The 20800-nt window shown below is 55.9% G+C and carries 20 protein-coding genes; 3 read left to right on the forward strand and 17 right to left on the reverse strand.

Annotated features, from left to right (window positions below):
• The 8 genes from fabF to yceD form a co-directional block, all read right to left on the reverse strand.
• On the reverse strand, positions 1-973 hold a 973-nt coding region (fabF, locus tag DEO48_RS04385; protein WP_109844483.1), incomplete at its 3' end, for a beta-ketoacyl-ACP synthase II.
• A gap of 93 nt (positions 974-1066) precedes the next feature.
• Positions 1067-1303 (reverse strand): acyl carrier protein, encoded by a 237-nt coding sequence (gene acpP / locus DEO48_RS04390; RefSeq protein ID WP_003857954.1) that lies wholly within the window; start codon positions 1301-1303, stop codon positions 1067-1069.
• Between the two features lie 154 nt (positions 1304-1457).
• On the reverse strand, positions 1458-2192 hold the full coding sequence (gene fabG / locus DEO48_RS04395) for a 3-oxoacyl-ACP reductase FabG (protein ID WP_008500795.1): 735 nt from the start codon (positions 2190-2192) through the stop codon (positions 1458-1460).
• 12 nt (positions 2193-2204) lie between these two features.
• Positions 2205-3134 (reverse strand): ACP S-malonyltransferase, encoded by a 930-nt coding sequence (gene fabD / locus DEO48_RS04400; protein WP_109844466.1) that lies wholly within the window; start codon positions 3132-3134, stop codon positions 2205-2207.
• Positions 3135-3149: 15 nt separating this feature from the next.
• A complete protein-coding gene (locus tag DEO48_RS04405) occupies positions 3150-4103 on the reverse strand; it encodes a beta-ketoacyl-ACP synthase III (RefSeq protein ID WP_023311150.1) in 954 nt (317 codons plus the stop codon).
• Between the two features lie 6 nt (positions 4104-4109).
• On the reverse strand, positions 4110-5144 hold the full coding sequence (gene plsX, locus DEO48_RS04410; protein WP_059290957.1) for a phosphate acyltransferase PlsX: 1035 nt from the start codon (positions 5142-5144) through the stop codon (positions 4110-4112).
• An 80-nt stretch (positions 5145-5224) separates the two neighbouring features.
• Positions 5225-5398, reverse strand: coding sequence for a 50S ribosomal protein L32 (gene rpmF, locus DEO48_RS04415; RefSeq protein WP_003857964.1), 174 nt, complete (start codon positions 5396-5398; stop codon positions 5225-5227).
• Positions 5399-5414: 16 nt separating this feature from the next.
• The gene (gene yceD, locus DEO48_RS04420; RefSeq protein ID WP_014883375.1) at positions 5415-5936 is read right to left on the reverse strand and encodes a 23S rRNA accumulation protein YceD; all 522 of its coding nucleotides are present in this window, start codon (positions 5934-5936) and stop codon (positions 5415-5417) included.
• Between the two features lie 140 nt (positions 5937-6076).
• On the opposite strand from yceD, the gene DEO48_RS04425 reads away from it, so the two are divergent.
• The gene (locus DEO48_RS04425) at positions 6077-6661 is read left to right on the forward strand and encodes a nucleoside triphosphate pyrophosphatase (protein WP_109844467.1); all 585 of its coding nucleotides are present in this window, start codon (positions 6077-6079) and stop codon (positions 6659-6661) included.
• A 66-nt stretch (positions 6662-6727) separates the two neighbouring features.
• Here the strand turns inward: DEO48_RS04425 and rluC are convergent, their stop codons facing one another.
• Entirely contained in the window at positions 6728-7675 is a 948-nt protein-coding gene (rluC, locus tag DEO48_RS04430) for a 23S rRNA pseudouridine(955/2504/2580) synthase RluC (protein WP_024909023.1), read from the reverse strand.
• 572 nt (positions 7676-8247) lie between these two features.
• Between rluC and rne the strand changes: the two genes are divergently transcribed.
• Complete coding sequence (gene rne / locus DEO48_RS04440; protein WP_109844468.1) at positions 8248-11364, forward strand: ribonuclease E; 3117 nt, start codon at positions 8248-8250, stop codon at positions 11362-11364.
• A gap of 41 nt (positions 11365-11405) precedes the next feature.
• On the opposite strand, the gene DEO48_RS04445 is transcribed toward rne, so the two are convergent.
• Positions 11406-12308 carry a LysR family transcriptional regulator gene (locus tag DEO48_RS04445; protein WP_375232163.1) on the reverse strand — a complete coding sequence of 301 codons (903 nt, stop codon included), beginning with the start codon at positions 12306-12308 and terminating at the stop codon, positions 11406-11408.
• 145 nt (positions 12309-12453) lie between these two features.
• Between DEO48_RS04445 and DEO48_RS04450 the strand changes: the two genes are divergently transcribed.
• Positions 12454-13668, forward strand: coding sequence for an MFS transporter (locus DEO48_RS04450; RefSeq protein ID WP_023311144.1), 1215 nt, complete (start codon positions 12454-12456; stop codon positions 13666-13668).
• 74 nt (positions 13669-13742) lie between these two features.
• On the opposite strand, the gene flgL is transcribed toward DEO48_RS04450, so the two are convergent.
• From flgL to DEO48_RS04485, 7 genes are all read right to left on the reverse strand, one after another.
• A complete protein-coding gene (gene flgL / locus DEO48_RS04455; protein WP_023311143.1) occupies positions 13743-14696 on the reverse strand; it encodes a flagellar hook-associated protein FlgL in 954 nt (317 codons plus the stop codon).
• Between the two features lie 14 nt (positions 14697-14710).
• A complete protein-coding gene (flgK, locus tag DEO48_RS04460; RefSeq protein WP_109844470.1) occupies positions 14711-16351 on the reverse strand; it encodes a flagellar hook-associated protein FlgK in 1641 nt (546 codons plus the stop codon).
• 75 nt (positions 16352-16426) lie between these two features.
• Entirely contained in the window at positions 16427-17380 is a 954-nt protein-coding gene (gene flgJ, locus DEO48_RS04465; protein ID WP_109844471.1) for a flagellar assembly peptidoglycan hydrolase FlgJ, read from the reverse strand.
• A complete protein-coding gene (locus DEO48_RS04470; protein ID WP_029740346.1) occupies positions 17380-18477 on the reverse strand; it encodes a flagellar basal body P-ring protein FlgI in 1098 nt (365 codons plus the stop codon). The genes flgJ and DEO48_RS04470 overlap by 1 nt, the downstream gene beginning before the upstream one ends.
• A gap of 12 nt (positions 18478-18489) precedes the next feature.
• Positions 18490-19188, reverse strand: coding sequence for a flagellar basal body L-ring protein FlgH (flgH, locus tag DEO48_RS04475; protein ID WP_023311139.1), 699 nt, complete (start codon positions 19186-19188; stop codon positions 18490-18492).
• A 57-nt stretch (positions 19189-19245) separates the two neighbouring features.
• Positions 19246-20028 carry a flagellar basal-body rod protein FlgG gene (gene flgG, locus DEO48_RS04480; protein WP_008500810.1) on the reverse strand — a complete coding sequence of 261 codons (783 nt, stop codon included), beginning with the start codon at positions 20026-20028 and terminating at the stop codon, positions 19246-19248.
• A gap of 11 nt (positions 20029-20039) precedes the next feature.
• Complete coding sequence (locus tag DEO48_RS04485; protein WP_023311138.1) at positions 20040-20795, reverse strand: flagellar basal body rod protein FlgF; 756 nt, start codon at positions 20793-20795, stop codon at positions 20040-20042.
• Positions 20796-20800: the final 5 nt, after the last annotated feature.

Raw genomic sequence — 20800 nt, forward strand, 5'->3', positions numbered from 1 at the left:
CGCCGAAGATAGACTTAACCGCCTGAGCTTCAGCTTTATCGCCTGCAGGTGTAGAAGTACCGTGCGCGTTCACGTAGCCAATTTGTGCTGGGGTAATACCCGCATCACGAATCGCGTTTTCCATCGCCAGCGCAGCACCCGCGCCGTTCTCAGGAGGAGACGTCATGTGGTAAGCATCGCTGCTCATGCCGAAACCAACGATTTCAGCATAAATTTTCGCGCCGCGTTTTTTCGCGTGTTCGTACTCTTCCAGTACGATCATGCCCGCCCCGTCGCCCAGCACGAAGCCGTCACGGTCTTTATCCCACGGACGGCTCGCCGCCTGCGGGTTATCGTTACGGGTAGACAGCGCACGCGCCGCACCGAAACCGCCGACACCCAGTGGGGTACTGGCTTTTTCAGCACCGCCCGCAACCATAGCATCTGCATCGCCGTACGCAATAATGCGCGCGGCCTGGCCGATGTTATGTACGCCAGACGTACAGGCAGTCGCGATTGAAATGCTTGGCCCACGCAGGCCGAACATGATGGTCAGGTGACCTGCCACCATGTTAACAATCGTGGACGGAACGAAGAACGGGCTGATCTTACGCGGGCCGCCATTCATCAGAGATGTATGGTTTTCCTCGATCAGGCCAAGACCGCCAATCCCGGAGCCGATAGCGGCGCCGATACGGGTTGCGTTCTCTTCCGTAATCTCAAGACCAGAATCCTGCATGGCCTGAACGCCAGCGACAATTCCATATTGAATGAAGGCATCCATCTTGCGCTGTTCTTTGCGCGAGATGATATCTTCACAGTTAAAATCCTTTACTAAGCCAGCAAATTTTGTTGCATAGGCGCTAGTATCGAAATGGTCGATTAGGCTGATGCCGCTCTGACCGGCAAGGAGAGCTTTCCAGGTGGACTCTACGGTATTGCCGACAGGAGACAACATGCCAAGTCCGGTCACAACTACACGACGCTTAGACACGTTTGTCCTCCAGGGAGGGATAAAAAAAAGAGATTCGTGGGACTAAATAAAGATAAAACTCAGGCGGTCGAATGACCGCCTGGAGATGTTCACTTACGCCTGGTGACCGTTGATGTAATCAATGGCAGCCTGAACGGTGGTGATTTTCTCAGCTTCTTCGTCCGGAATCTCAGTATCAAACTCTTCTTCCAGAGCCATTACCAGCTCAACGGTGTCAAGAGAATCTGCGCCCAGGTCTTCAACGAAGGAAGCGGAGTTCACAACTTCTTCCTGCTTAACGCCCAGCTGTTCGCCGATAATTTTCTTAACGCGTTCTTCGATAGTGCTCATACTCTTAAATTTCCTATCAAAACTCGCTTTCGCGATGGTTTTCGTAGTGTATAAAATGTTGAAAAATTTGCAACTAAATCCCGGCAGTTCGTACCACGATTTTACGTTATTTTGAGGCCATTCGCCCTAATAACGCAAATATTTTTCATCGTGGTTAAACCATATACATCCCGCCGTTGACGTGGAGGGTCTCACCAGTGATGTAACCCGCTTCGTCAGAGGCTAAAAATGCAACCGCACTGGCGATTTCTTTAGGGTCGCCAAGACGACCCGCCGGAACTGCCGCCAGCGTACCCGCACGCTGCTCATCAGTCAGCGCACGCGTCATGTCCGTTTCAATAAAGCCCGGAGCAACAACGTTTACCGTAATACCGCGGGACGCAACTTCACGCGCCAGCGACTTACTGAAACCAATCAGACCTGCTTTCGCCGCAGCGTAGTTAGCCTGACCAGCATTTCCCATGGTACCAACCACAGAACCGACAGTGATAATACGACCATGACGCTTTTTCATCATAGCGCGCATTACCGCTTTTGACAGACGGAATACAGATGACAGGTTGGTTTCGATGATATCGTTCCACTCGTCGTCTTTCATTCGCATTAACAGGTTATCGCGAGTGATCCCGGCATTGTTTACCAGAATATCCACTTCACCAAACTCTGCGCGAATATTTTCCAGAACAGATTCAATAGATGCAGGTTCAGTCACATTCAGTACCAGACCTTTACCATTTGCACCCAGATACTCGCTGATGGCCTGAGCGCCATTCTCGCTGGTTGCTGTACCAATCACCTTCGCGCCGCGCGCAACCAGTGTTTCAGCAATTGCACGCCCGATACCGCGGCTTGCGCCAGTGACCAGGGCGATTTTTCCTTCAAAACTCATGGTATTCCTCTTTTATTGCGAGAGTGCCGCTGACATCGCTTCCGGCTCGTTAATCGCCGAGGCTGTCAGGGTGTCAACAATACGTTTTGTCAGACCGGTGAGGACTTTACCTGGGCCGACTTCATACAGATGCTCAACGCCCTGAGCGGCCATAAACTCAACGGTTTTGGTCCACTGTACCGGGCTGTAGAGCTGGCGAACCAGCGCGTCACGGATAGCTTCCGGCGTGGTTTCGCATTTCACATCGACGTTGTTCACAACGGAAATCGTCGGTGTGTTAAACGTAATTTTTTCCAGCTCAACCGCCAGCTTCTCGGCGGCAGGCTTCATCAGAGCACAGTGAGACGGCACGCTGACCGGAAGTGGCAGCGCACGCTTAGCACCCGCTGCTTTACAGGCCGCCCCCGCGCGTTCAACCGCTTCTTTATGACCGGCAATAACCACCTGGCCCGGCGAGTTGAAGTTTACCGGAGAGACAACCTGGCCTTCAGCAGATTCTTCACACGCTTTTGCAATTGCAGCATCATCCAGACCGATGATGGCAGACATGCCGCCCGTGCCTTCCGGCACCGCTTCCTGCATGAATTTACCGCGCAGTTCAACCAGACGTACCGCGTCAGCAAACGCGATCACGCCAGCACACACCAGCGCAGAGTATTCACCCAGGCTATGACCCGCGAGCAGCGCTGGCGCTTTACCGCCCTGCTGCTGCCAGGCGCGCCACAGCGCAACTGACGCGGTCAGCAGCGCTGGCTGAGTCTGCCAAGTTTTGTTCAGTTCTTCAGCCGGACCCTGCTGGGTCAGCGCCCATAAATCATAACCCAGTGCATCAGAAGCTTCACGGAAAGTCTCTTCAATTACCGGGTAGTTTGCTGCCATTTCAGACAACATCCCAACGGTTTGAGAGCCCTGGCCCGGGAACACAAAAGCAAATTGCGTCATTTTTTATTCCTTATACTAGAAACGAACCAGCGCGGAACCCCAGGTGAACCCGCCACCGAAGGCTTCAAGCAAGACCAACTGGCCCCGTTTGATTCGTCCATCGCGTACCGCTTCATCAAATGCGCACGGTACCGACGCCGCAGAGGTGTTGCCGTGACGATCCAGCGTCACCACAACGTTATCCATCGACATGCCCAGCTTTTTCGCGGTCGCGCTGATGATACGCAGGTTCGCCTGATGCGGCACCAGCCAGTCGAGCGCGGTACGCTCAAGGTTATTCGCTTCCAGCGTTTCATCAACGATATGTGCAAGCTCGGTAACCGCCACCTTGAACACCTCGTTCCCTGCCATAGTCAGGTAAATCGAGTTGTCCGGATTAACGCGATCGGCGTTAGGCAGGGTCAACAGTTCGCCATAGCTGCCATCAGCATGCAGATGCGTAGAGATGATACCCGGCTCTTCGGACTGCCCCAGCAGCACCGCACCCGCACCATCACCAAAAATAATGATCGTTCCACGATCGGTAGGATCGCAGGTACGCGCCAGCACGTCAGCACCGATCACCAGCGCATATTTAACGGCACCGGATTTCACGTACTGATCGGCGACGCTCAGCGCATAGGTGAAGCCTGCGCACGCGGCAGCGACGTCAAACGCCGGACAGCCTTTAATACCGAGCATGTTCTGCACCTGGCATGCCGCGCTTGGGAAAGCATGTGTGGCAGACGTCGTGGCGACCACGATCAAACCAATCTGTTCTTTATCAATGCCCGCCATTTCGATAGCACGCTGTGCGGCTTCGTAACCCATGGTCGACACGGTTTCGTCTGGCGCGGCAATACGACGTTCACGGATACCTGTGCGCGTGACAATCCACTCGTCAGACGTATCTACCATTTTTTCCAGATCGGCGTTGGTACGCACTTGTTTTGGCAGGTAGCTGCCGGTACCTAAAATCTTCGTATACATGTACGCTCAGTCACTTTTAGCTAATACAGATTCCAGGCGAGCGGCAATCCGCTGAGGGACTTGTCGCTGCACCGCCTGCACTGCCTGTTCAATCGCGACAGCAAATGCTCGCTGATTGGCGGCGCCATGACTCTTAATCACGATGCCGCGCAATCCTAACAGACAGGCGCCATTATACTGGTCGGGGTTGAGGTGACTGAATCGCCGCGTCAGGCTCTTTTGTAACCAACGCTTCAATAAAATTAGCCACCAGGCGCTTTTTTTACCTTCTCCCTGAGATTTCAGCAGAGAAAGAAACATGCGCACGACCCCTTCCATGGTCTTCAACGTGACGTTCCCAGTGAAGCCATCGCACACCAGAACATCCGTTTTACCCGTCAACAACTCATTGGCTTCGAGATAACCAATATAGTTGATGGAGGGAACCTGTTTGAGCAATTCAGCCGCTTCGCGAATGCTGTCCAGGCCTTTGGTCTCTTCTTCACCAATGTTCAGTAACGCAACACGGGGTGTATTGATTCCGACAACTTCTTCTGCCAGCACCGATCCCATCACGGCAAACTGAGCCAGCATAGTACTATCACAGTCGACGTTAGCGCCCAAATCGAGCACTACCGTCTTGCCCTTCTGCTGATGCGGTAAGACCGTTACCAGCGCCGGACGCTCAATACCTTCAATAGGTTTGAGCAGCAATTTCGAGAGGCCCATCAGCGCGCCGGTATTCCCCGCGCTGACGCAAGCCTGAGCTCGCCCTTCTTTCACCAGCTCCAGCGCTATCCGCATAGAGCTGCCACGACTATTGCGAATGGCCTGCGAGGGTCGGGCATCACTGGCAATAACTGACTGCGCAGGAATAATCTGCAGACGCGAACGTTGTTCAAAGTCAGCTTTTGCGAGTAATGGCGTGATTGTGTCGGGATTGCCGACTAAAAGAAGTGTGAGTTGCGAATTAGAATTCAGTGCCTGCAATGCTGCAGGCACTGTCACGGAAGGGCCAAAATCTCCCCCCATGACATCTAACGCCAGGGTTAGACGTGTCAAGGTATCGTCGCAGCCTGGTTCGGTAAATTCCCCGTTTGCACGGGGAAATCCTCACTAAGCCTAATCACGCTTGCGCGTGATTACTTAGTGATAACCTTGCGGCCGCGGTAGAAACCGTCAGCGGTGATGTGGTGACGCAGGTGTTTCTCACCAGAAGTCTTGTCTACAGAAAGGCTGGTAACTGCAGTCAGCGCGTCATGGGAACGACGCATGCCACGTTTGGAACGGGTTGGTTTATTCTGTTGTACGGCCATGGACCTTACTCCTCAATTACTTACGCTTTAAGCTGGCTAATACGGCAAATGGGTTTGGTTTTTGCGCTTCATCAGGCAGTTCCCCAAAGACCATGTCCGCCTCGGACACTTCACAGTGTTCAGAATCATGCACCGGAACCACTGGCAAGGTGAGGATGATTTCATCTTCAACCAGAGCCAGAAGATCGATTTCACCGAATTCGTTAACCTCAATCGGCTCATACGCTTCCGGGAGTGCTTCAGCCTGTTCGTCAGAACGAACCGGACTGAAACAATACGTTGTGTGAACATGCTGTACAAACGGTTTCCCGCAACGCTGACACTCGAGCGTTACCGTCACCTTTGCATCACCGGTTAAAACGGCGAGACGCTGGTTGTCGATAGCGAACGACATGGAGCATTCTACATCACTGTCCACACTGACTACGGATTCGGCAATACGCTCAGCCTGATCGGAAGTATAGATACCTTCGTAATCGAGGCGTTTTTGAGCCGTACGAACCGGATCAAGAGTCAGGGGTAATTTTACCTTTTGCATAGGGCGCGCATATTAACTTTGTAACGTCATAGAGTCAAAGAAAAAGGCAACCAGAGCTGCCTTTTGCCAATTATTCGCACACATTGCGGCCTGTAGTTTAAAATGGCTGGCATCGATACGCTATATCTGGTGATAAAAATATGCCAAATCTCGTCCTTGCTTCCACGTCTCCCTACCGCCGAATGCTGCTGGAAAAGCTCGGGATCCCGTTTGAATGCGCCGCGCCAGAGGTTGATGAGGCGCCACAGCCGGGCGAATCACCGCGTCATCTGGTGATGCGTCTTGCTAAAGAGAAAGCGCAGTCGCTGGCCGCACGTTACCCCGCACATTTGATTATAGGCTCAGACCAGGTTTGCGTGCTGGACGGCGAAATCACCGGCAAGCCCCATACGGAGGAGAACGCCTGTCAGCAGCTTCTGCGTGCGCGAGGCACTATCGTGACCTTTTATACCGGCCTGGCGCTGTATAACTCCGCCACCGGTCATCTGCAAACCGAATGCGAGCCGTTCGACGTACACTTCCGCCATCTCAGCGAGCAAGAGATCGTGGATTATGTGCGCCGGGAACGTCCGCTGAACTGTGCTGGAAGCTTTAAAAGTGAAGGATTGGGGATTGCGCTGTTCGACAAGCTGGACGGACGCGATCCCAACACGCTGGTGGGGTTACCGCTGATTGCCCTGTGTCAGATGTTAAGGCGAGAAGAGTGTAATCCGCTGACCATGTGACTGGAAGGTTGCGGCCTGATGCCCTCACCCCAGCCCTCTCCCACAGGGAGAGGGAGGGAAGCAAAATCAGCCGCGCAGAACCTTAAGACAGCGTTTCAGCTGCTCGTCCAGCGGCGCTTCAATACGGATGACTTCCCCCGTATTAGGATGGGTAAACTTCAGCGCTGCCGCATGCAGGAACAGACGCGACAGCCCCGTCCCCGCCAGCTGCTTATCAAACTCGCGGTCGCCATAGCGGTCATCAAAGGCAATTGGGTGCCCTGCAAACTGCGTATGCACGCGGATCTGGTGGGTACGACCGGTCACCGGACTGCAGCGCACCAGCGTGGCAAACTCATAGCGCTCTTCAACTTTAAAGCGCGTCTCAGACGGTTTTCCTTCCTGGCTCACGCGGACAATACGTTCGCCGCTTTGCAGAATGTTCTTCAGCAGCGGCGCCTGAACCACTTTTACATGGGACTGCCACTGACCGCGCACCAGCGCCAGGTAGTCTTTCTGCATCCCTTTTTCACGCAGCTGCTCATGCAGCGAACGCAGCGCAGAACGCTTTTTCGCCACCAGCAGTACGCCAGAGGTATCACGGTCAAGACGGTGCACCAGTTCAAGGAAGCGCGCTTCCGGGCGCAGGGCTCGCAGCCCTTCAATCACGCCGAAGCTCAGACCGCTACCGCCATGGACAGCCGTTCCTGACGGTTTATTGAGCACCAGAATGTGGTCATCTTCGTAAAGGATCACATCGCTCAGGGCCGCCACTTTCTGTAGCTTCGGTGAAACGGTCTCTTCTTCACGTTCCGCAACGCGCACCGGCGGAATACGAACTTCATCGCCCGCCTCGAGTTTGTACTCTGGCTTCACGCGTTTTTTGTTAACCCGCACCTCGCCCTTGCGCAGGATGCGGTAAATCATGCTCTTTGGCACACCTTTCAACTGGGTGCGCAAAAAGTTATCGATACGTTGCCCCGCGTCATCTTCGGCGATGGCAACCATTTTTACGGCTGGAGTCTCTGTTTTCATGGTTGGCGATTCTAAATATCGTCAGCCATTAGCGCCACTCATTTTTCTATGCTTATATTTACTTTTATCCGGCCTGCTCCCCGTTTCGCGCAATCGATTTGGTGGTTATTAAACCAATCGCCATTCTGAAGTGAAGAAACTGTGAGTAACCGGGTGATAATTGGTAAAAGTCATCTTGCTATAACCCGGCGAGCAGTGGAATAATGAGGCTGTTTTCCGTGTTAAATCCTGGTTAAGTAAGGATGTTGACGGAATGACCAATTTTGTCTGACCGATCATCCACGCAGCAATGGCGTAAGACGTATTGATCTTTCAGGCAGTTAGCGGGCTGCGGGTTGCAGTACTTCCCGGTATAAGGATTGTTCTCTGGAGAGTTCTACCCAGGCAATTCCCCTGATAATTGCGCTGTGTTTCCGTATGAAACACAGGCAACCGACACTCTGCGCCTCTTAAGCGAGCGACAACCGTGAGGTTGGCGACGTGAACAGACACGAGGCCATCGGTTCATACCCCGGAAAGCGTCACCTTGCCCGCAGCTTTGTCGTCAATGTAAGAATAACGAGTAAGTTACGATGAAAAGAATGTTAATCAACGCAACTCAGCAAGAAGAGTTGCGTGTCGCCCTTGTGGATGGGCAGCGCCTGTACGATCTGGATATCGAAAGTCCTGGACACGAACAGAAAAAAGCGAACATTTACAAAGGTAAAATCACCCGCATTGAACCAAGCCTTGAAGCTGCATTTGTCGATTACGGTGCTGAGCGTCATGGTTTCCTCCCTCTGAAAGAAATCGCCCGCGAATATTTCCCCGCAAACTACAACGCCCATGGCCGCCCAAACATCAAAGATGTTCTGCGTGAAGGTCAGGAAGTTATCGTTCAGATTGATAAAGAAGAGCGTGGCAACAAAGGTGCCGCACTGACCACCTTTATCAGCCTTGCAGGGAGCTATCTGGTTCTGATGCCTAACAACCCGCGTGCGGGTGGCATCTCTCGCCGTATCGAAGGTGATGACCGTACCGAGCTGAAGGAAGCGCTGGCAAGCCTCGAACTGCCTGATGGCATGGGGCTTATCGTGCGTACCGCAGGCGTTGGTAAATCAGCCGAAGCGCTACAGTGGGACCTGAGCTTCCGTCTGAAGCACTGGGAAGCCATTCAGAAAGCAGCCGAAAGCCGCCCTGCTCCGTTCCTGATCCACCAGGAAAGCAACGTTATCGTGCGTGCCTTCCGTGATTACCTGCGTCAGGACATCGGTGAGATTCTGATCGATAACCCGAAAGTGCTTGAGCTGGCGCGCCAGCACATCGCCGCGCTGGGTCGTCCGGATTTCACCAGCAAAATTAAACTGTACACCGGTGAAATCCCGCTGTTCAGCCACTATCAGATCGAATCCCAGATTGAGTCCGCCTTCCAGCGTGAAGTGCGTCTGCCATCCGGCGGTTCTATCGTTATCGATACCACTGAAGCGCTGACCGCTATCGACATCAACTCCGCGCGTGCAACGCGCGGTGGCGATATCGAAGAGACCGCCTACAACACTAACCTCGAAGCCGCTGATGAAATCGCCCGCCAGCTCCGCCTGCGCGACCTGGGTGGTCTGATTGTTATCGACTTCATCGACATGACCCCTGTTCGCCACCAGCGTGCGGTTGAAAACCGTCTGCGCGAAGCGGTGCGTCAGGACAGAGCGCGTATCCAGATTAGCCATATCTCACGCTTTGGCCTGCTGGAGATGTCCCGTCAGCGTCTGAGCCCGTCTCTCGGCGAGTCCAGCCATCACGTTTGTCCGCGCTGCTCCGGCACCGGTACCGTGCGTGATAACGAATCGCTGTCCCTCTCCATTCTGCGTCTGATTGAAGAAGAAGCGCTGAAAGAGAACACCAAAGAGGTTCACGCCATTGTGCCGGTGCCCGTTGCCTCTTACCTGCTTAACGAAAAACGTGCAGCGGTAAGTGCGATTGAAGCGCGTCAGGGTGGCGTTCGCTGTATCATCGTGCCAAACGACCAGATGCAGACCCCACACTATCACGTGCTGCGCGTGCGTAAGGGCGAAGAGACGACCACCCTCAGCTACCTGCTGCCGAAGCTGCATGAAGAAGAGATGTCCCTGCCTTCCGATGAAGAGCCAGCCGAGCGCAAACTGCCAGAGCAGCCTGCGTTAGCGACCTTCATCATGCCTGAAGCACCACCGGAAGCAGCTCTGGAAAAACCTGCTGCCAAACCTGCAGCGCAGAAACCAGAAGCAGCGGTAGCGAAAGCCCAGCCGGCACAGCCGGGTCTGCTGAGCCGCTTCTTCGGCGCGCTGAAGAAGATGTTTGCTGAAGAAGAAGTTCAGCCAGAGCAGCCGAAAGAAGAGCCAAAAGCAGCCAAGCCAGAGCGTCAGCAGGACCGTCGCAAGCGTCAGAACAACCGCCGCGATCGTAATGACCGCAACGAGCGTCGTGACAACCGTGACAACCGCTCTGAGAATAACGAAGGCCGTGAGCAACGCGAAGATAACCGTCGCAACCGTCGCGAGAAACAGCAGCAGAATGTTGAAGATCGTGAAATTCGCCAGCAGGCGGGCGATGAGTCTGAGAAGAGCAAACAGCGTGACGACCAGCAGCCGCGCCGTGAACGCAGCCGTCGCCGTAACGATGAGAAGCGTCAGGCACAGCAGGAAGTCAAAAACCTGAACCGCGAAGAGCCTGTTGAACAGCAGGACGGCGAGCAGGAAGAACGCACTCAGGTAATGCCGCGTCGTAAGCAGCGCCAGCTTTCTCAGAAAGTTCGCTTCGCTTCTGAAGCAACCGAAGAGTCAGGCGCTATCGCGGTTGAAACCAGCGAGATCGCAACCGGTACACAAGTGGCAAAAGTTGACCTGCCAGCGGTCGTTGAAAACAACGTTGAGCAGGATGATAACGGCGAAAACCGTGATAACGCTGGTATGCCGCGCCGTTCACGTCGTTCTCCACGTCATCTGCGCGTCAGCGGCCAGCGCCGTCGTCGCTATCGTGACGAACGTTACCCGACTCAGTCGCCAATGCCGCTGACCATTGCCTGTGCTTCACCAGAAATGGCCTCCGGTAAAGTCTGGATCCGCTACCCGGTTGCTCGCCCGGAGCAGGTTGTTGAAGAACAGCCTGTAACCGAAGAGGTGATTGCACCAGCAGCCGCGGTAGAAGCTGTCGTGACTGAAGCGGTAACCGTGGTTGAACCTGAGGTTGTTGAACCTGAGGTTGTTGAAGCTGAAGCACCTCACACAGTGGAAGTTGAAACCACCCATCCAGAAGTGATTGCCGCGCCGGTTGATGCCGCACCGCAGCTTATCGCCGAAGAAGATGCCGTGGTGGCTGAGGAAGTGGCTGAAGAGGCTGAACCTGTAGCCGCAGTGGATGACACCGCTGAAACCCTGGTTGAAACCACCACTGAAGAAGTTGTTCAGGACGTTGAGATTCAGGTTGAACCGGTTGTAGAAGAAGCGAAAGCGCCTGAGGTGAAACCTGAGCCGGTTGTTTCTGCACCAGCCGCAGCCCACGTGGCGACAGCACCAATGACGCGCGCCCCGGCACCGGATTACGTGCCTGAAGCCCCGCGTCACAGTGACTGGGTACGCCCGGCATTCAGCTTCGACGGTAAAGGCGCTGCAGGCGGCCACAGTGCAACGCATCAGGCGACTGCACCGGCGACGCGTCCGCAGTCTGTCGAATAACGACGCTGAAAGTAAAAAGCCGACCTTCGGGTCGGCTTTTTTTATGGCTGCTGTACGGGCTTTCTCATTCCGGTCACCTCAGGCATGACCTGCCGCATCAACTCCAGAAAACGCCGCAAGCGTGCCGGATAATAGCGGGACCAGGGGTAAACAAGATGCACCGGTAACGCCGCTGGCTGCCAGTCTGGCAGCAAATGCACCAGCCGCCCTTCCCGAATATCATCCTGTACCGTCCAGCTGGATACCACCGCCACGCCAAGCCCGGCGAGCGCCGTATTGCGTGCGACATAAAGACTATCGGTGCTGAGGCGCGGGGTAATCGCCACTCGCGCGGTGGCGGGTGATGCATCGTGAAAAAGCTCCACATGGCGCTGGTAGAATGAGCTGATCGCTATCCAGGGAAACTGCTGCAAATCCTCCGGCGTGTTGACCGTCGGAAAACGGGCCAGCAGTGCCGGTGAAGCCACCACCGAGCGCGGCACTTCGGCCAGCAGCACGGACACGGTCGCCGGATCGACTTCCACGCCCACCCGAATCGCACAGTCAAGGTTGTCGCCGAGAAAGTCCGCCGACCGATCGTTGAGCATCCACTCAATCGAAAGCTGCGGATAGCGTTGCAAAAACTCGGTTACGGGTTTCAGAAGCTGGTCCTGACCAAACGCGTGCGGAGCGCGCACCCGCAGCACGCCTACCGGCTCATCTTCCGTCTGCCCCACCTCATCTTCCAGCGCCAACCAGCTGTCAATCACCCGACGGGCGTGCTGATAGCAGCGCTCGCCGTCATCCGTCAGCCGCGTCGTGTGGGTGGTGCGCAAAATCAGGCGCACGCCCAGCATGGTCTCAAGCGACTGTAACCGTCTGCTTACCGTGGCCTGGGTAGTGGCCAGCTGCCGCGCCGCCGCTGAGAGGGAGCCCGCCTCAACGATACGAACAAACGTCCGCATTAACTCCACCCTGTCTATACGCTCAGCTCTTTTCATCGCATTTTCACTTATACGTTCAACGTATAAGCGTTTTACCACCGGGCCCGCTACCGTCGCAAGGCGTACTGATAAAAAATAGCCTCACACGACGAATGAGGAACATCTTATGAACACAACAACCGCCGCCCATGCCGTGAGCCGCTGGGTAATCTTAATGCTGGCGATCGGTGCAGGTTTCAGCGTGGCATCTATCTATTATGCCCAGCCTCTGCTGCCGCTGATGGGCGCAGACCTTCATCTGAGTATCGAAGGAATGGGCCTGGTCCCGACGCTCACCCAGGCGGGATATGCCCTGGGGATCCTGTTCCTGCTGCCGCTCGGCGATCGCCACGACCGCAGGACGTTAATCCTGATAAAGAGTGCGGCGCTGGCGCTGTTTCTTCTCGGCTGTAGCCTGACCGGGCAGATCCACTCTCTGCTGCTGGCAAGCCTGCTCATCGGCATGGCCGCCACCATGGCACAGGATATCGTCCCTGCCGCAGCCATCCTTGCGCCGGAAGGTAAACAGGGGAAAACCGTGGGCACGGTAATGACCGGGCTGCTGATGGGTATCTTATTATCCAGAACCGTGAGCGGCGTGGTGGGCGAAGCGTTTGGCTGGCGCGTCATGTACCAGCTGGCGGCGGCGAGCATTGCGTTCATCGGGGTGATGATGTGGTTTGTGCTTCCCCGTTTTGCCATTCACTCCACGCTGAGCTACCCCGCGCTGATGCGCTCAATGGAACATCTCTGGCGTCGCTATCCGGCGCTGCGCCGTGCGGCGCTGGCTCAGGGTTTTCTGTCGATTGCCTTTAGCGCCTTCTGGTCTACGCTTGCGGTCATGCTACTGGAACGCTATCACCTGGGGAGTGCCGTAGCGGGTGGTTTTGGTATTGCAGGTGCCGCCGGTGCGTTAGCTGCCCCGCTGGCAGGGGGTCTGGCAGATAAACTGGGCGCAGGAAAAGTCACGCAGCTTGGTGCCGTTCTTGTGACCGTATCATTCGCCCTGATGTTCCTGATGCCCGCGCTGGGCGTTCATGGACAGCTGATTCTGATCGCCATCTCCGCCGTCGGGTTCGACCTGGGTCTGCAGTCCAGCCTGGTCGCTCACCAGAACCTGGTATACAGCCTTGAACCGCAGGCGCGCGGTCGTCTCAACGCCCTGCTCTTTACGGTGGTCTTTATCGGGATGGCGCTGGGTTCCGCGTTAGGCAGCAATATTTACTCGCTGGCCGGCTGGACGGGCGTGGTCGCGCTGGCGACGGTCTGTGGCGTCATTGCGCTGGCAATCCGTCTGATAGAAAGTGCACGAGTCACCTCCGCATCAGCAGAAGTTGCATAAAAAAATGCCCAATCCAGACGGATTGGGCAGTAAAACATGCCCAGTTTCAAGACATGTTCCAAGAGGTCAAGATGTTATTTGTTCAGCTGGAACAGAGACATGCCCTGCATATCGCTAAACGCTTTATAAGACGCCTGCAGGGCCGCCTGCTGCATGGTGTAAGAGGAAATCGCTTCGTTCCAGTCAACATCAACCAGGTCACTCATCTGCTTGGTCTGACCCAGCGCGCGGTCATCACCCAGCGTATCGAGTTTTTCCAGCTCGTTCATCTTGGTTCCCACATCCGCGACGACCGTGAGGATATTGTTCTGGGAGTTTTTGATGCCGATTTGCGCATTGGCAATCACCTGGCTTTGCGCCGTTGCGGCAGCCGGATCGTTCTCAATCGGCGTCTTCAGCGACGCGATGGCGGAATCCAGGATTTTGAACATGTTGGTCTGGCCATATCCACCGCCCGGCAGCTGTTCCGCATTACTGGTAATGCTTTCGAAAATTTGCTGGCCGGTATGGCTAATGGTCATATTTCGCGCCGTATCAACCTGCTGCGTGATGGCCTCTGCGCCGCCGTTATAATCCCCGGTCGCGGCATCAAACGGTGCGCTCTCGGTTTTGTATCCCGCAAAGATAAAGCGACCATTACCATCCGTCGTGTTGGCCAGGTTCATCAGCTGATCGCGGATCCCCTGAATATCGGTCGCCAGAGAAAGACGGTCGTCATCGCTTAATGTGCCGTTTGAGGCGTAAACCAGCTTCTCGCGCACGCTTGAGATCGCAGTGTTGACCTGGGTTAACACGTTATCTTCCAGCGAGACCTTCTGCGTTGCAAAGGTACGCGCGAGCGCAAACTGGCTGTTTTGCGACTGAGACTGTGACAGAACGATGGCCTGCGACGCGGCGATAGGATCGTCCGAAGGACGATTGACGCGCTTGCCGGTGGACATCTGCTCACCGTAGCTCAGCCATCTGCTCTGGGAATCGGTGATCCCACGCATGTTCTGCTCGTACATCATCTGGGTACTAATACGCATTGTTCACCTCAACCTTAACGAATGTTGATAATTGCATCGAAGAGCGTACTGGCAGTTTGTAGAACCTGGGCATTGGCCAGGTAATACTGCTGATAACGCTGCAAATTGCCATACTCTTCGTCGAGGTTTACCCCAGAGATGGTCTGCTGCTGCTTGATTAACTGCGTTTCCACGTTGGCTTTCGTCTGGCTGCTCACCTTCAGTGACGCCGTTGAGCTACCGACGGTACTGACGAGAGAGGCATACGCATCGTTGAAGGTTTTATTTCCACCCACCACTTTGCCGTTTTGCAGATCGAGCAGTTTCTGGCCGTTACGGTTGTCACTTTCGCCGCCGTTCTGCACCGATGCCATCGCCAGTTTAGACTCGTCGCTGATCGCGAGATCCATGTTCATGATGACGTTGGAAACAGGCTTCACGGTAAAGCTGTCTTTGGTATTTGCCGTGCCGCTCACGTTGACGTTAAGGCCATCAAACGACAGATTGCCGCTGGCATCCGGGCTCATCGTAAAGCTGGTTTTGTCTGACGTGCGGGTGACCGTCCAGTCAGTGCCGTTAAACTGCAGCTTATAGTCTGTCGCCTGGACCTGTTTGCTGTCCGTCACAGAAGCCGTAACAACGGCCGAACCGCCGTTCTTGCTGTTGGAAAGGACCGCCGGAGAACCAAAGTTGAACAGTTTACCGCCCGCATCACCGTTCGCATCAAAACCGGCTTCATGCTGCGTGTTCATCGCGTCGGCAAAGGCCAGCGCCATCTGGTTCAGGCTGTTACGGGCTTTATCCAGATCTTCCGTGCGGAAGGTCAGTAAACCGCCTAAAGAACCGGTGGTGATAAGTTTCTCCGGGATCTCAATATTGCCCGCCACGTCATCGACGTAGGCGATAGTAGTACGAGCCGGATCGGCGCTGGACTTCACGGCCGCCAGCTGGCTGGCTTTGCTGCCCTGTACCAGGCTGTAACCGTTACCGAGAGAGATATTAAACGTGCCGCTATCCTGCACGGAGACTTCCACGCCCACGATTTTGTTCAGTTCAGTCACGAGCTGATCGCGCTGGTCCAGAAGATCGTTAGGTGACGCGCCCGCGCCAACGCCGGTCAGACGGGAGATCTGATCGTTCAGATTCGCAATCTGTGCCGCGTAGTTATTAATCTGAGACACGCTGCTTGAGATGGCGGTATTGACCTGCGAATCCTGGTCACGGAGATACTGATCGTTGGTTTTAAACTGATTGACCAGTCCGCTCGCTTTGCCCAGCACCGTCTGACGTGCAGCCGGGTCTTCCGCGTTGCTCACCAGGGTTTGCAGGCTTTTGAAGAAATCCTGCAGGGTGGTGGAGAGCGAGTTGGTGGTATCGGAGAGCACATCGTCAATTTTTGACATCTGCTGATAGCGCGTCGTCAGACCGCTGCTCTGCGTCTGCGCGGCGCGCAGCTGGTTGGTGATAAAGGCGTCATACTCACGCTGGACACCGGAGACATAAACCCCGTTACCCACCCAGCCACCGCCGGTCAGCGTGCTGTTAGATGCGCCCAGCACCGTGGTCTGGCGGGTGTAACCTGCCACGTTATAGCTTGAAATATTATTACTGACGGTATTGAGTGCCGACTGCGCAGCACTGAGGCCACTCATGGCGCTGTTAATCAAACTGGACATGGGGGTTCCTTTTATACGTTCAGACACGAGTCCTGATGAAGGTTATCGGCAACCTCCACCGGGACTTGAGAACTTTCAGAACAGATTTTCAATATCTGTGCTATAGGCTTTGCTGACCTTCTCGCCCATGGATTTCAACTGCTGGATCATGCTGGTGAGCTTGCGTGCATAGTTCGGGTCAGTCGCGTAGCCCGCGTTTTGTAAGGCCTGAGCGCCCTGCTCCGCCGTCGCCGCCTGCGTAACGGCGGTATAACGCGGATTGCGGCTCAGCAGGCCAACGTAGTCGGACAATGCTTCCAGATAGGAGCTGTAGACGCGGAATTTTGCTTTGACCTTCACCGCCGCACCGTTCTCGTATTCGGTGGTCGTGATCTCCGTTGTTGGCCCCTTCCAGCTGGAGGTGGCCTTCACGCCGAAGATGTTGAAGCTCGGATCGCCGTTTTCCTTGCGGATCTGACGCTGACCCCAGCCCGACTCCAGCGCGGCCTGCGCCAGAATCAGGTGATGCGGCACACCGCTCTGTTCGCTGGCGAGACGCGCGGGCAGAGAAAGCTGCGCCAGGAAGTCTTTGCTGTCACCGGAGAGCGGCTCATCGCCGCTGCCCGTGGCTTTTGGCATCGCTTTACGCACCATTTGCGTCAGAGCCTGGTTCTGATAACTGGTCACCGTTTCCAGGTCGAACTTCATCGGCACCTGCTGCGTCTGCTCCTGAGGCTGAATGCCCTGCGCGGCTTCGGTCTGTTTCGCAATCATGTCAGCCAGACCGAGGCCTTTACCGGCGGTCATCTGCTGCGCAATCTGCTGGTCATACATGCTGGTGTAGAGACGCGTTGAATCACTGCTGAACATCCCGTCTTTGGGCAGGGTTTCGCGCATGCTTTTCAGCATCATCTGTACAAACATCCCTTCCACCTGGCGGGCGACCGGGCGGATGTTCGCCGCCGGGTCTTTGCCTGCTTTGGTTTTCAGTTCGTTGAGCGACTGAGCGTCCCAGGCTGCACTGGTCAACAGTTTGCTATCGGTCAGCATTAGATGATTTCCAGTTTGGCGCGCAGGCAGCCCGCGCTTTGCATGGATTGCAGGATGGACATCAGATCCATCGGCGTTGCGCCCAGGGCGTTCAGGGCACGCACCACGCTGTTCAGGTTGGCGCTGGAGCGAACGCTCTGCAGTGAACCGCCGCTCTGACGCATGTCAATCTGCGTTTGTGGTGTTACCACCGTCTGACCGCCGCCAAATGGCGTATTCGGCTGGCTCACGTTCGCGGAGCGGTTTACCGTTACGGAGAGGTTGCCCTGCGCTACGGCACAGCTGTCCAGCGACACTTCCCGGTTCATGACCACCGAGCCGGTACGGGAGTTGATGATCACCTTGGCATCCTGAACCGGAACGTTCACTTCCATATTCTGGATATCTGCCAGCATGCGCACCTGGTTGCTGCTGCCGGTAGAGGTACGGATCTGCACGGTGCGCGCGTCGAGTGCCGTTGCATTACCATAGCCGCGGCTGCGGTTGATGGTATCGGCAATTTGCTGCGCCATGGTGAAGTCTTCATTATTAAGCTGCAGGTTGATGGTGTTGCCCGCGCCAAACTGGGTCGGCAGTTCACGCTCAATGATCGCACCGTTGGTGATACGTCCACCGTTCAGCTGGTTCACCTGCACGCTGCTTCCGCCTGCGGATGCCCCCGCACCGCCAACCAGAATGTTCCCCTGCGCCAGCGCATAGACCTGGCTGTCAACGCCTTTCAGCGGAGTCATCAACAGCGTACCGCCGCGCAGGCTTTTGGCGTTACCCATTGAGGAGACCACTACATCAATGGTCTGCCCCTGACGCGCAAACGCCGGGTAGGACGCGGTGACCATTACCGCGGCCACGTTTTTCAGCTGCATGTTGGTTCCCGCCGGCACGGTAATACCGAGTTGGGAAAGCATGTTGTTCAGGCTTTGGGTGGTGAACGGCGTCTGGGTCGTCTGGTCACCGGTACCATCCAGACCAACCACCAGGCCGTAGCCAATCAGGGAGTTTTCACGAACGCCCTGAACGCTGGTGAGGTCGCGAATACGGTCAGCCTGGGCAAACGTGGCCACCAGCGCGAGCGCCACGGCGAAGATCGATTTAAACATGGGTCACCTCGCTTACATCGGCGATAAATTAAGGAAGAAGCGCTGCAGCCAACCCATATTTTGGGCTTCATTGATATAGCCGTTACCGACGTACTCAATGCGCGCATCCGCCACCTGGGTGGACGGAACGGTGTTGGTGCCGCTGATGGTGCGAGGGTTAACCACGCCCGAGAAGCGAATGAACTCAGTGCCCTGGTTGATGGCGATCTGTTTTTCACCCACAACGTGCAAGTTGCCGTTAACCAGTACCTGGTCAACCGTGACCGTCAGCGTACCGCTGAAGGTGTTGCTGGCGTTCGCGCCGCCTTTACCGTTAAAGGTATTGCCGCCAGAGGCCTCGACATCCGCACGGGCATTGCCGAACAGTCCCTGCAGGTAGCGCGGGACGGTATCGAAGCCAAAATTGGTTTTGCCATCGCGGCTGGCGTTCGCCGACGAGCTCTTGCTCGCGCTGACGTTTTCCTGCAGCACAATGGTCAATGTATCGCCGACGTTACGCGGGCGGCGATCTTCAAACAGCGGCTGATAGCCGTAATTAATCGGCTGCGCGGTCTGGAAAATGGAGCCGTTGACCACTGGCGCAGGGCCGGGAACGGGTTGGGCAGTCGTCGCACCCTGGACCAATGGTTTAGACGGGATCAAAGCACACCCGCTGAGGGTGACAGCCAGAACAGTCAGTATCGGATAACGAAACGCCGCGTTTTTTTGCATTGCCTTCATCTTCGAAAACAGGGAGCCGGCGCGGCGTTTACCGCACCGGGCTACACCTTAGAGTTGCGTCAGTTTCTGCAGCATCTGGTCGGTCGTCGACACTGCTTTACTGTTAATTTCATACGCGCGCTGGACCTGGATCATATTCACCAGCTCTTCCGCCACGTTTACGTTGGACGTTTCAACATAACCCTGGTACAGCAGACCCGCACCGTTCAGGCCCGGAGTGCTCTCATTCGGCGTACCGGAGGATTGCGTTTCGGTGTAGAGGTTTTCACCAATGCTTTCCAGACCGGTATCGTTCATGAAGGTGGTCAGGTTGAGCTGCCCAACCTGAACCGGCGCGGCCTGTCCCTGCTGGGTCACGCTGACCACACCGTCACGTCCGATGGTGATGCTCAGGGCGTTCGCCGGGATAGTAATCGCAGGCTGAACCTGGAAACCGCCCGCCGTCACCAGCTGGCCGTTCTGATCGACCTGGAACGAACCGTCGCGGGTATAGGCCGAGGTCCCGTCAGGCAGTTGCACCTGGAAGAAGCCCTGGCCTTTGATTGCCACGTCTTTACTGTTGTTGGTCTGAGACAGGTTGCCCTGGCTGTGCAGACGCTCGGTAGCCACCGGGCGAACGCCGGTACCAATCTGCAGGCCCGACGGCAGCGTCGTCTGTTCAGAAGACTGCGCGCCCGGCTGACGGATGGTTTGATAAAGCAAATCTTCGAAAACGGCACGCTGACGCTTGAAACCATTGGTGCTCACGTTTGCCAGGTTGTTGGCAATCACGTCCATATTGGTTTGCTGGGCGTCCAGGCCAGTTTTCGCGATCCATAAAGAACTGATCATAAGGAGTCCTGTTAACTCATAGCCAGAAGTTGGTTAGCTTTGCCCGCGTTTTCATCCACGCTGCTGATGATCTTCATCTGCATTTCAAAACGACGGGCGCTGGCAATCATGTCGCTCATAGCGGCTACCGGCTTGACGTTGCTGCCTTCCAGAACGCCGGACATCACACGGATGCTCGGATCGGCCTGTAACGTGGCACCGCGCGTCGCCTGCGCCGCCTGGGTCAGACGGAACATGCCGTCGTCGCCGCGCTGCACCTCTTTGCCTTCCGCTTTAACCAGCTTCAGACGTCCGACGGGTGCAACGGTGTTGGCCGGATCGCCCGGGTTCAGCGCCGAAATGGTGCCGTCCGCGGCGATAGTCAGCTCAGAGCCTTCCGGCACGGTCAGCGGACCCGCTTCCCCCATAACCGGATGCCCCTGAATCGTCAGCTGGCCCGTCGCGCTCACCTGGATATTGCCGTTACGGGTATAGCCTTCGCTGCCGTCGGCCGTTTGCACCGCCAGCCAGCCGTCCTGCTGCAGGGCAACGTCCAGCGGGCGCGAGGTGTAGTCCATCTGCCCTGGCGTCATATCTGCGCCAGGGGTTGATGCCGTCACCAGCGTACGGGTCGGCAGGGACAGCCCTTCAACCGGCACCGCGCGCAGCGCGTTAAGCTGCGCGCGAAAGCCCGGCGTAGAGGCGTTTGCCAGGTTGCTGGCGGTAACGGCCTGCTGATTGAGCGTCTGACTTGCCGCGCCCATCGCGGTATATATTGCGTGATCCATTGCGC

This window comes from Enterobacter sp. CGMCC 5087, from assembly GCF_003144775.1.
Lineage (GTDB): Bacteria > Pseudomonadota > Gammaproteobacteria > Enterobacterales > Enterobacteriaceae > Enterobacter > Enterobacter cloacae_M.

Coding starts and splice junctions, on each gene's coding strand:
- acpP (WP_003857954.1), bottom strand. CDS start 1,303: ATGAGCACTATCGAAGAACGCGTTAAGAAAATTATCGGCGAACAGCTG.
- fabG (WP_008500795.1), bottom strand. CDS start 2,192: ATGAGTTTTGAAGGAAAAATCGCCCTGGTCACTGGCGCAAGCCGCGGT.
- fabD (WP_109844466.1), bottom strand. CDS start 3,134: ATGACGCAATTTGCTTTTGTGTTCCCGGGCCAGGGCTCTCAAACCGTT.
- DEO48_RS04405 (WP_023311150.1), bottom strand. CDS start 4,103: ATGTATACGAAGATTTTAGGTACCGGCAGCTACCTGCCAAAACAAGTG.
- rpmF (WP_003857964.1), bottom strand. CDS start 5,398: ATGGCCGTACAACAGAATAAACCAACCCGTTCCAAACGTGGCATGCGT.
- yceD (WP_014883375.1), bottom strand. CDS start 5,936: ATGCAAAAGGTAAAATTACCCCTGACTCTTGATCCGGTTCGTACGGCT.
- DEO48_RS04425 (WP_109844467.1), top strand. CDS start 6,077: ATGCCAAATCTCGTCCTTGCTTCCACGTCTCCCTACCGCCGAATGCTG.
- rluC (WP_024909023.1), bottom strand. CDS start 7,675: ATGAAAACAGAGACTCCAGCCGTAAAAATGGTTGCCATCGCCGAAGAT.
- rne (WP_109844468.1), top strand. CDS start 8,248: ATGAAAAGAATGTTAATCAACGCAACTCAGCAAGAAGAGTTGCGTGTC.
- DEO48_RS04445 (WP_375232163.1), bottom strand. CDS start 12,308: ATGCGGACGTTTGTTCGTATCGTTGAGGCGGGCTCCCTCTCAGCGGCG.
- DEO48_RS04450 (WP_023311144.1), top strand. CDS start 12,454: ATGAACACAACAACCGCCGCCCATGCCGTGAGCCGCTGGGTAATCTTA.
- flgL (WP_023311143.1), bottom strand. CDS start 14,696: ATGCGTATTAGTACCCAGATGATGTACGAGCAGAACATGCGTGGGATC.
- flgK (WP_109844470.1), bottom strand. CDS start 16,351: ATGTCCAGTTTGATTAACAGCGCCATGAGTGGCCTCAGTGCTGCGCAG.
- flgJ (WP_109844471.1), bottom strand. CDS start 17,380: ATGCTGACCGATAGCAAACTGTTGACCAGTGCAGCCTGGGACGCTCAG.
- DEO48_RS04470 (WP_029740346.1), bottom strand. CDS start 18,477: ATGTTTAAATCGATCTTCGCCGTGGCGCTCGCGCTGGTGGCCACGTTT.
- flgH (WP_023311139.1), bottom strand. CDS start 19,188: ATGCAAAAAAACGCGGCGTTTCGTTATCCGATACTGACTGTTCTGGCT.
- flgG (WP_008500810.1), bottom strand. CDS start 20,028: ATGATCAGTTCTTTATGGATCGCGAAAACTGGCCTGGACGCCCAGCAA.
- DEO48_RS04485 (WP_023311138.1), bottom strand. CDS start 20,795: ATGGATCACGCAATATATACCGCGATGGGCGCGGCAAGTCAGACGCTC.